This is a genomic window from Moritella sp. JT01, assembly GCF_001574435.1.
Taxonomy (GTDB): Bacteria; Pseudomonadota; Gammaproteobacteria; order Enterobacterales; family Moritellaceae; genus Moritella.
In genome coordinates this window covers 45,341-55,719 of sequence record NZ_LOCN01000016.1, presented here as the reverse complement: position 1 = coordinate 55,719, position 10,379 = coordinate 45,341, and the positions used below count along the sequence as shown (strand labels likewise).

Annotated in this window: 9 protein-coding genes; 5 read left to right on the top strand and 4 right to left on the bottom strand. The window is 40.2% G+C overall.

Annotated elements, in window-relative coordinates:
* Positions 1-458 precede the first annotated feature (458 nt).
* Positions 459-1,166 (top strand): PEP-CTERM sorting domain-containing protein, encoded by a 708-nt coding sequence (locus AKG98_RS13560; RefSeq protein WP_067046609.1) that lies wholly within the window; start codon positions 459-461, stop codon positions 1,164-1,166.
* A gap of 407 nt (positions 1,167-1,573) precedes the next feature.
* The gene (gene pepB / locus AKG98_RS13555; RefSeq protein ID WP_067046608.1) at positions 1,574-2,872 is read left to right on the top strand and encodes an aminopeptidase PepB; all 1,299 of its coding nucleotides are present in this window, start codon (positions 1,574-1,576) and stop codon (positions 2,870-2,872) included.
* Positions 2,873-3,000: 128 nt separating this feature from the next.
* Here pepB and fadE read toward each other — a convergent pair whose 3' ends face one another.
* Positions 3,001-5,517, bottom strand: a complete 2,517-nt coding sequence (gene fadE, locus AKG98_RS13550; RefSeq protein ID WP_067046606.1) for an acyl-CoA dehydrogenase FadE — start codon at positions 5,515-5,517, stop codon at positions 3,001-3,003.
* Positions 5,518-5,953: 436 nt separating this feature from the next.
* Between fadE and lpcA the strand changes: the two genes are divergently transcribed.
* Together lpcA and AKG98_RS13540 are read left to right on the top strand one after the other, a co-directional pair.
* Positions 5,954-6,544: a D-sedoheptulose 7-phosphate isomerase gene (gene lpcA, locus AKG98_RS13545; RefSeq protein ID WP_067046604.1), complete on the top strand. Its 591-nt coding sequence runs from the start codon at positions 5,954-5,956 to the stop codon at positions 6,542-6,544.
* Between the two features lie 76 nt (positions 6,545-6,620).
* Positions 6,621-7,397, top strand: a complete 777-nt coding sequence (locus AKG98_RS13540; protein ID WP_067046602.1) for a class II glutamine amidotransferase — start codon at positions 6,621-6,623, stop codon at positions 7,395-7,397.
* A 104-nt stretch (positions 7,398-7,501) separates the two neighbouring features.
* Here AKG98_RS13540 and purN read toward each other — a convergent pair whose 3' ends face one another.
* Complete coding sequence (gene purN, locus AKG98_RS13535) at positions 7,502-8,149, bottom strand: phosphoribosylglycinamide formyltransferase (RefSeq protein ID WP_067046600.1); 648 nt, start codon at positions 8,147-8,149, stop codon at positions 7,502-7,504.
* Complete coding sequence (gene purM, locus AKG98_RS13530) at positions 8,149-9,189, bottom strand: phosphoribosylformylglycinamidine cyclo-ligase (protein ID WP_067046598.1); 1,041 nt, start codon at positions 9,187-9,189, stop codon at positions 8,149-8,151. Before purM ends, purN begins: the two co-directional genes overlap by 1 nt.
* Positions 9,190-9,411: 222 nt before the next feature.
* Between purM and upp the strand changes: the two genes are divergently transcribed.
* Positions 9,412-10,038: a uracil phosphoribosyltransferase gene (gene upp, locus AKG98_RS13525; RefSeq protein ID WP_067046596.1), complete on the top strand. Its 627-nt coding sequence runs from the start codon at positions 9,412-9,414 to the stop codon at positions 10,036-10,038.
* 80 nt (positions 10,039-10,118) lie between these two features.
* On the opposite strand, the gene AKG98_RS13520 is transcribed toward upp, so the two are convergent.
* Positions 10,119-10,235 (bottom strand): uracil phosphoribosyltransferase, encoded by a 117-nt coding sequence (locus AKG98_RS13520; protein WP_067046593.1) that lies wholly within the window; start codon positions 10,233-10,235, stop codon positions 10,119-10,121.
* Positions 10,236-10,379: the final 144 nt, after the last annotated feature.

Below are 10,379 nucleotides of genomic sequence, written 5' to 3'. Positions count from 1 at the left end.
CAAGAATCCCCTTCCTTCCCCGACTTGTCGGGCGCGAAGCGAGGTGGGGGAGCTTCAAAGATCTAATGATTAATCTATTATTTGGTTTAAGCGATGGCTTTTTTGGTTTAAGGAAATAATCAATTAAGCCAGCAATGGGATCTTTCAGGTAGAGAAACGATCGTTTCCAGCGCTGTTACAGCTAGCCCCACAACTGCTATGTACAATCTTTATTCTTTCAAACTCTCTCCCTATGAGCGGACGAATCCCATATCAAGCTCGTTTTCATCTAAGTCAACTAATGTCAGAACAATAGAACCATTACAAAACTAAATTTAAAGCGTTGATTTTTTTTACACCTTATTATGTTTTAACTATCTTGTGGGATTAATCCTTTGTATTTTAAGTATTTTTTTGATGGCATGGTAAATGCTTATATAGAATATGCACAGATGGCATAACTTAATAGGAATTTAAATATGAAATTTATACATAAATTAATTTTAACCTCCAGCCTCATTTTATCGGCTAACCAAGTAAGTGCGACTACAATTTCTGCAACCTTAAACTCTTGGGAAAATGGTTGGAGTGAGGGAGTTCTATATTCCGTTAACGGTGGCCTTGGTGCTGGCACCTCATCGGCAGGATTGTTTAATTTCACGAATAATACGACACAATCAGATTTTTTAGCTTTTTGTCTTGAGATAACCGAGCCAATTAACTTTGGTGATACAGCAGACTTTACTATTCACCCTGCCACAGATCCAGAACCTTTTGGAACAGGACCTGAAGTGGCAGAATACATAGGCCGCCTCTATACAAACAAATATGCCAGTGTTTCTGATGCCGCCACAGCTGCAGCCTTCCAGATTGCACTTTGGGAAATCGTGCATGAAGATTACAATACAAATGGTTTTGATCTAGGTGCTGGTGACTTTATTTTATTTCAACTCGGCGGTGGTGGTGCAGCCCTTGCCCAAGACTATCTTGACTCTTTAAATACGTGGACAAATGACGTTATTGTTGATGTCTATCATAACGATGGAGTACAAGACCTATTACAAGTATATCCAGAGCCACCCCCTATTAGTGTCAATGAACCAACCAGCTTATCGTTATTTGGATTTGGATTATTAGGGTTAGTATCAATACTTCGACGTAAAACTACTCATAAATCTAATAATTAACCTTAGATTGGCTTAGCCATCGCCATTAACTTATTTTCTGAATTGGTTATGTTAAGCGATGGTTTTTTGGTTTAAGGAAATAAGTAATTAAGCCACCAATGGGTAAAGAACCGACTGTTTCCAGCGCTGTTACAGCTAGCCCCACGACTGCTATGTGCAATCTTTATTCTTCCAAAATCGTCTTGTGTACAAACTTTACGGTCTATGTACAAACTATATTTTTCCAAAACAATCCAAGGATAAAAAATTGTAGTTTGCGATTATTCAGTTGGTCATGCAATTTTCGACTCGATCTTCTATGGGCGGAATAATAAAATGATTAACAAAAATTTATGATACATAACCAAACAAAACATTAAAGTATTGTTATAGTAATCGTATTAACACGTTTAAATTAAGGATATTCAATGAAGGATTTCATGAGCGTTGAGCTTACGCTTGCTCCCGCGGAAGATTTTTGGGGTAATAATGCATTAGTGAGCTTCGATGCCGGTGTCGCCTCTATTCACCTCAGTGATAATAGTGCCGATTACCCATTACAGGTACAACGTGCGGCACGTAAACTATCTAATCAAGGGATAGGTAAAGTGACCTTAAAGGGCGAGTTATGGAATACTGAATTACGTATTGCATTTGATCAAGGTTATTACACAGCAAAAGAAAATCAGCAAGCTTGTTTTGGTTTAGATCAAGCGAGCAGTGCTGAAAAGAAAGATTTCATTGCATTTCAACAAGCCAGTCATTGGGTGCGTAAAACCATTAATACCGATGCAGAAGAAATGTATCCGATTAAGTTAGCTCAAAGTGCTGCAGACTTATTATTACAATTGGCACCAGAATCGATTACGTACAAGATTATTGCGGGTGAAGAATTATTAACACACGGTTTTACAGGGATTCATACTGTGGGTCGTGGCAGTCAACATCCACCTGCAATGCTGCAATTGGATTTCAATCCAACGGGTAACGCTGATGCACCTGTGGCGACAGCATTAGTGGGTAAGGGCATTACCTTTGACTCTGGCGGTTACAGTATCAAACCATCAGAGCCGATGTCGGCCATGAAGAGTGATATGGGTGGCGCGGCGACATTGACTGGTGCGCTCGCATTAGCAATCAAGCAAGGCTTAAATCAACGTGTGCAGTTATTCTTATGCTGTGCAGAAAACATGATCAGCAGCAATGCATTTAAACTTGGCGATATTATTAAATACAAAAATGATATTACTGTAGAAGTGCTTAATACCGATGCTGAAGGCCGCTTAGTGCTAGCTGACGGTTTGCTTGCAGCAGAAGAAAACTCGCCACAACGTTTGATTGATGCAGCAACATTGACAGGTGCTGCTAAGATGGCGCTTGGCCGTGATTATAATGCGGTATTTGGTTTTGATCAGGGTTTTGTTAATTCGTTATTGGCGAATGCGAAAGCAGAAAATGAGTTTGCTTGGCAGTTACCATTAGAAAAATGGCATCAACAACAATTACCATCAAGCTTTGCCGATATGGCTAATATCCATGCTGGTGAAGGACGCGCTGGGGCATCTACAGCAGCTGCATTCTTATCGCGTTTTGTGCGTGAAGATGGGCAAGGTTGGTTACATTTAGATTTAGCGGGTTCGTATCAAAAAGCGGCCAATGATTTATGGGCAACAGGTGGGAAAGGCCATGGTATTCGTACTTTGGCTAAAACGCTATTAGACGCTTAGGCAATACAGGTTACGTAATAGATCACTACAGTAATTTGTGGTGAATAAAAAATCCCACTGTCATCAACGATAACAGTGGGATTTTTGTAGGTAACAACGATGAATTGTTACCTGTTATGAAGTAAAGACTAAGCTATCGCTTCCGTTTTTACTTTTTTATTTTTCGCTGGTTTAGCTGTGCCATTTGCACGTGCACGCCAGTCACCGTTTAGTTGGTTAACTAATGACTTATCTGCTGCAAGTACTTCAGGGTCAAAGTCATCAACGTTAATTGTACGTAAACGACCAACCTCTGCCTCTTTCAGTAGTTCCGCTTCATCTGCTGTGATCTGCTTGTTAGCCAGTGCTTCGTCAGCAAATTTGTCTAGATAGATAAATGGTAGTCTAACGCCATTCTCTTTACAAACACGGATGAAGATAGGTTCAGCAACAATGATGTCTCTCAAGGCTTTCTCTTGTAGGCCAACAGGGTTACCTTCTTCTTCAGTTAGGTACATGTCTGTTGCTAGACGGCTACGCGCTTCAGAAGGAACTTGTAGTAAACCTGCAACAATATGGTCTAACGTGTCAGTAGGGCGAGATAGACGCGTACCTGCTGGTAATACCATTGCACGAAGAGCGATACCTACAACACGAACAGGGAAGTTACGTAATAATTCATCAATTGCTTGCTCAGCTTTAAATAATGAATCTTGTAGTGCCCAATGAACGAATGGTAAATCATCTTTTTGACGCCCTTCATCTTCAAAACGTTTTAGCGTTGCAGATGATAAATATAGTTGACTTAAGATATCACCTAGACGTGCTGAAACACGTTCTTTACGTTTAAGCTCACCACCAAGTACACCCATCGCTACATCAGATAGGAAGGCTAAGTTGGCACTTAAACGGTTCATCTGTTGGTAATATTGTGCCGTTTCATCTTTAAATGGTGCAGCAGAACCTTTACCGTTAGTAATACCCATTACAAATGAACGGAAGAAGTTAGACATTGCAAAACCAACGTGACCGAATAATGCGGCATCAAAGTCTTGCAGCGCTTTCTTATTATCGTCAAGTGCAGCTGCATTTAATTCTGCTAATACGAACGGATGACAGCGGATAGCACCTTGACCATAAATAATCAGGTTACGCGTTAGAATGTTTGCACCTTCTACCGTAATTGCAATCGGTGCAGCTTGGTAACCACGACCTGCCATGTTATTTGGACCAAGGCAGATACCTTTACCACCTGAGATGTCCATTGCATCAATTGCACATTTCTGTGCGCGGTCGGTTAAATGCATTTTAATAATCGCAGTGATTACAGATGGTTTTTCACCTAAATCAATGGCACTTGTTGTTAACGTCGATGCCGCGCCCATTAGGTAAGCATTACCACCAATACGTGCTAGTGGCTCTTCGATACCTTCCATTTTACCAATCGCAACTTTAAATTGACGACGGATAGCAGTGTAAGAACCCATGCCTAGTGCGGCCATCTTAACTGCACCTGCAGAGCAAGATGGTAGCGTGATACCACGACCCACAGACAGACATTCAACCAGCATACGCCAGCCTTGACCAGCCATTTCTGGACCACCAATGATGTAATCTAATGGTACGAATACTTCGTTACCTTTAGTTGGACCATTTTGGAACGGTAAGTTAAGTGGGAAATGACGACGACCAGTTTCAACACCTGGGATATCCGTAGGGATAAGTGCACAAGTAATACCGATGTCTTCTTTATCACCAAGTAGGCCGTCTGGGTCGCGTAGTTTAATCGCCAGACCAAGTACAGTCGCAATAGGAGCTAAAGTAATATAACGTTTGTTCCAAGTCAGTTTCATACCGAGAACTTCTTTACCTTCGAATTCGCCTTTACATACGATACCGAAGTCAGGGATCGCACCTGCATCAGAACCAGCTTCAGGGCTTGTTAGTGCGAAACATGGAATTTCATCACCAGCAGCAAGACGAGGAAGGTAGTAATCTTGTTGCGCTTTAGTGCCGTAGTGTTGTAGTAGTTCACCAGGTCCTAATGAATTAGGTACACCAACTGTGCTCGCCATTACTGCGCTTGAGCCAGTTAATTTTTGTAGTACCATTGATTGTGCTAATGCAGAGAATTCTAGACCACCGTATTTTTTCTTGATGATCATGGCGAAGAAACCTTTCGTCTTAAGGAATTCCCATAATTCTGGAGGTAAATCGGCACGATTATGCGTGATATCAAATTCATCAGCCATGCGACATGCTTCTTCAACGGGGCCGTCAAGGAAAGCTCGCTCTTCAGCTGTTAATGCTGGCGCTGGCACATTGTGCAATTTTTCCCAATTTGGCTTACCGCTGAATAGATCAGCATCCCACCAAGTGGTACCAGCTTCTAATGCTTCAGTCTCGGTTTGAGACATTTCAGGCATGATTTTACGGAAGCCTTTTAAAATAGGCGTTGTTAAATAGCCTTGACGAATACTGGTGATATTTAATGGTATCGCAATTACAGCTGTTATTATCCAAATAGCTAATGGCACATCACCGAAATATGAAACGGCTGCAAGTGCAACAAAAAACGCACCGGTAAAAGCAGTTAATGATGCTCTTTGGTAAGATAATGTACCAAATATTGCCACTAAGGCTAATAGTGAAATTGTGGTTGCCATGATTTTCTCCTTTCATTAAGCAACTAAATAGCAAAGTCAGAGGTCAGACCAGAACGCTGGTTTGAGTATTAGTTCTAGTTGATAACTATTAAATTAGCAAGTTTTTTACATGTATTTTACATACTATTTATAGAACCTGCCGCTAAACGCTTGTTTTTAACCAATTGGGTTTACAAGTGTTCACTGATAATAGCGTTATTGAATTGATAATTTAATTGCCTATTTGCTTTTATTTTAGGTCAGTACGGTCAATAAATTGTGCACTTAAGTACTCACTATTGGGTATTAAGTGGATGTTAACTAAGCATTTTATCATGTCATTCGCTTATTTTTGGTTATGCTTAACCTTTTATTTATGTGGGTGATACAGGTACATTATTTTGTGAAACAATAGTACTATTATACAAATATATTTTAGGCATAGAGGCGATAATAAATGACAAGTTATCAAGGCTTAATTCAGCAAGAATTAGTCGAAGCAGCACAAGTTTTAAATGACTTTTTAGCTGACCCGAAAAATGGTGAAAATATCGAAGCAGCAGCAGCCTTATTAGCTGATTCATTTAAAGCCGGAGGTAAAGTATTATCTTGTGGTAATGGTGGCTCACATTGCGATGCGATGCATTTTGCGGAAGAGCTATCAGGCCGCTATCGTGAAAATCGTCCAGCAATGCCAGGAATTGCTATTTCTGATGTGAGTCATATGTCTTGTGTGAGCAATGATTTTGGTTATGAATATGTATTTTCACGTTACGTTGAAGGCATCGGCCAGAAAGGTGATGTGTTATTAGGGTTAAGTACCAGTGGTAATTCACAAAATGTAATAAATGCATTTGCGGCTGCGAAAGCAAAAGGTATGAAGACCATTGCATTAACAGGTAAAGATGGCGGTAAAATGGCGGGTATTGCTGATATTGAAATTCGCGTCCCGCATTTCGGTTATGCTGACCGTATCCAAGAGATCCACATTAAAGTGATCCACTTGTTGATTCAGTTAGTCGAGAAAATGATGGGTTATGCAGATTAAGCTATAGTCTTTCGTGAAATTAATTTAACCCTGTGTGGTTAATGTTAGTAAGCCATAAAAGTGAAGTTATCAGTATATGTGTGAATTATTAGGTATGAGCGCAAATGTGCCTACCGACATTTGTTTTAGTTTTTCTGGGCTGATGCAGCGTGGTGGTAAGACTGGACCACATTCTGATGGTTGGGGGATTACTTTTTATGAAGGCAAGGGTTGCCGTACTTTTCGTGATCCGAAACCAAGTTGCGAGTCAAAAGTCGCACAATTAGTCAAAGATTACCCGATTAAAAGCCAAGCGGTTATTTCGCATATTCGTCAAGCTAATCGTGGTGGTGTGGCATTAGAAAATACCCATCCTTTTACCCGTGAATTTTGGGGTAAAAACTGGACGTATGCGCATAATGGCCAGCTCACTGATTATCAAGGTTTAGCGACTGGGTTTTATACACCAATTGGTGAGACTGACAGTGAACTTGCGTTCTGTTGGATCTTACAAGAAGTAAGTAAACAGTTTCCTATTAAGCCTAATGATATGAAACCCGTGTTTCGTTTTATTGCGATCTTATGTGATCAGTTAAGAGCATTGGGTGTATTTAATCTGTTACTAACCGATGGCGATTTCGTATTTGCCTACTGTACTAATAACTTGCATCATATTATTCGCGAAGCACCGTTTGGTCATGCGCAGTTAATTGATGAAAATATTGAAGTTAACTTTGCGAATGAAACCTCAGATTCTGATGTTGTCGCGATTATAGCGACGCAACCGCTGACGGATAATGAAGTTTGGCACAAAATGCAGCCGGGGGAGTATTGTGTATTCTGTCGTGGTCATATTATGCTGACTAATGTTTAACGCATTAATCTCATTTCATTAATATGTCATGGAAGTCCCATAAAAAAAGCCTTTATGCAGTAATGCGATAAAGGCTTTTTATTATCTAGGATTAATGAATTAACTTAGTCTGCAGCGTAGCCGCTTTGTGCTAATTCTTTACCATCAAGTACGGCTTTACCGTCGATCATTGCTAAACGTTCAGCGCAGAACCATTGTATAACCATAGGGTAGATCATATGTTCTTGAGTATGTACTCGTGAACTTAAATCATCTAGGCTATCGTCAGAAAATACAGGTACTTTTGCTTGCAAGATCACGGGACCTGAGTCTAACTCTGGCGTTACAAAGTGCACTGAAGCACCGTGTTCTTCATCGCCATTATCAATTGCACGTTGATGTGTATCTAAACCTGGATATTTAGGGAGTAGAGATGGATGTATATTAAGCATCTTGCCAGCATAATGCTGTACAAAGTTATCACTCAGAATACGCATATAGCCTGCTAACACAATCAGATCGGGTTGATACTGGTCTATTTGTGTCATGAGTTCGGCATCAAATGCAGTGCGGTCAGAAAAATCACCTTGAGCCAGTGATATCGCGTCCACACCAGCAAGTTGTGCTCGTTCTAAGCCATAAGCAGTACTTTTGTTACTAAAAACAGCGGTTACTTTACCGTTAATAGAACCTTGTTCGCACTGATCTAGAATGGTTTGTAAATTACTTCCATTACCAGAAATTAATACTACGATAGATGCTTGTTTAGACATTATTTTATCTCTACTTGTTCTTCATTTTCTGCAGCGTCTGCAATATCACCGATTAGCCACGCATTTTCGCCGTGTTCAGTGAAGATTTCCAGTGCTTTTTCAACTTGTGATTCTGGTAGGGCAATGACCATACCAACACCACAGTTAAACGTACGGTACATTTCAGTACGTTCAACGTTACCTTTTTCTTGTAACCAGTTGAAAATTTCAGGCCACTGCCAGCTACTTTCATCAATGATAGCTTTTGTTAGCGCTGGTAGTACACGTGGGATATTTTCCCAGAAACCGCCACCAGTGATGTGTGATAAAGCATGAACTTCACACTCTTTCAACACAGCTAGCACAGACTTAACATAGATGTTAGTTGGTGTTAGAAGCGTATCACCTAGTGTTGAATCACCAAATGCTTGACTTGGATCTTCTTTTGAAACTTCAAGGATCTTACGAACTAAAGAATAGCCGTTTGAGTGAGGGCCACTCGATCCTAAAGCGATAAGTTTATCACCAGCCGCAACTTTCGTGCCGTCAATGATGTTTTCTTTATCAACAATACCAACACAGAAGCCAGCAATGTCAAAATCTTTACCATGGTACATACCTGGCATTTCAGCGGTTTCACCACCTGTTAATGCACAGCCAGATAATAGACAACCTTCACCGATACCGGTAACAACTGCTGTAGCTACATCTACATCCAGTTTACCTGTTGCGTAGTAATCTAAGAAGAAGAGTGGTTCAGCACCTTGTACAATAAGGTCATTTACACACATAGCAACTAGATCGATACCAACTGTATCGTATTTAGCTAAATCGATAGCGAGGCGTAGTTTCGTTCCTACACCGTCTGTTCCTGCGACCAACACTGGTTCTTTATAACCAGTAGGCAATTGGCAAAGTGCGCCGAAGCCACCTAGACCACCCATAACTTCAGGTCGTTTAGTCTTTTTTGCTACACCTTTAATGCGTTCTACTAATGCATTACCTGCGTCTATATCAACGCCTGCATCTTTATAACTTAGAGAAGTATTTTGGTTGCTCACTGGATCCCTCACAAACTAATCGTATCAATTGGATTAAAAAATCGCCGCCATGTTAACAATTTTAACCACAGAATAGAAACAAAATTATGCCTTGTTCGACCTGCAAATTGTTTTTATTCTTAACTCTGGCTTTTCCTTGGAATAAGCTATCATTATATGGCCATTATTGGTAATATTACGCCTTTTTGTATCGCACTTACTTTGATTTTATTAGGAGACTCCATGAAAGTTGTTGAGGTTAAGCACCCGTTAGTACGTCATAAATTAGGTTTAATGCGCGCTGCTGATATCAGCACTAAACGTTTTCGTGAACTAGCAACAGAAGTGGGTAGTCTACTGACTTATGAAGCAACGGCTGATTTAGAGCTAGAGCAGAAGACCATTGAAGGTTGGAATGGCGATGTTACCGTTGAGCAAATCAAAGGGAAAAAGGTCACTGTCGTACCGATTCTACGTGCTGGTTTAGGCATGATGGATGGTGTGCTAGAGCATATGCCGAGTGCACGTGTGAGCGTTGTTGGTATCTACCGAGATGAAGAAACTTTAGAAGCTATACCTTACTTTGAAAAAATTGTTCACAGTATTGATGAACGTTTAGCAATTGTGGTTGACCCGATGTTAGCAACAGGTGGCTCTATGATCGCAGCTTTAGATCTATTAAAAGCAAAAGGTTGTAAGCGCATTAAAGTGCTAGTCCTTGTTGCTGCACCAGAAGGCCTAAAAGCGTTAGAAGAAGCACACCCAGATATCGAACTTTACACTGCATCTGTAGATGAGCGTTTAGACGAAAAAGGTTACATCGTACCTGGTCTTGGTGATGCTGGTGATAAGATCTTTGGTACTAAATAACACCATTTATAAACAACTTAATTAGTTTGTATAATTGAATTCTATAGGCATCTGCATATTATGCTGATGCCTATATTTGACTACTCAACTTGACTACCCACTAAATACCCTCCCCAGACGAATAATATATTCAATAGATATATTTTTTCAATATCGATATCAAAATATCGCTCACTCTCGGTTTCTTTACTATCCATACAACTAATTCCTTCATTATAAAGACAACGCCTTGATACTTTAGTATGGTCAATGTTTATCTATACGGCTAATTAACCTGAGGCCATAGAATATGTTTGGACATAGTGGCTGGTTTGGTTATTATTTGAGGTAAATTAATAGCG

Excerpts from the sequence above, each read along its gene's own strand:
- AKG98_RS13560 (WP_067046609.1), top strand. The coding sequence starts at position 459 with ATGAAATTTATACATAAATTAATTTTAACCTCCAGCCTCATTTTATCG.
- pepB (WP_067046608.1), top strand. The coding sequence starts at position 1,574 with ATGAAGGATTTCATGAGCGTTGAGCTTACGCTTGCTCCCGCGGAAGAT.
- fadE (WP_067046606.1), bottom strand. The coding sequence starts at position 5,517 with ATGGCAACCACAATTTCACTATTAGCCTTAGTGGCAATATTTGGTACA.
- lpcA (WP_067046604.1), top strand. The coding sequence starts at position 5,954 with ATGACAAGTTATCAAGGCTTAATTCAGCAAGAATTAGTCGAAGCAGCA.
- AKG98_RS13540 (WP_067046602.1), top strand. The coding sequence starts at position 6,621 with ATGTGTGAATTATTAGGTATGAGCGCAAATGTGCCTACCGACATTTGT.
- purN (WP_067046600.1), bottom strand. The coding sequence starts at position 8,149 with ATGTCTAAACAAGCATCTATCGTAGTATTAATTTCTGGTAATGGAAGT.
- upp (WP_067046596.1), top strand. The coding sequence starts at position 9,412 with ATGAAAGTTGTTGAGGTTAAGCACCCGTTAGTACGTCATAAATTAGGT.
- AKG98_RS13520 (WP_067046593.1), bottom strand. The coding sequence starts at position 10,235 with ATGGATAGTAAAGAAACCGAGAGTGAGCGATATTTTGATATCGATATT.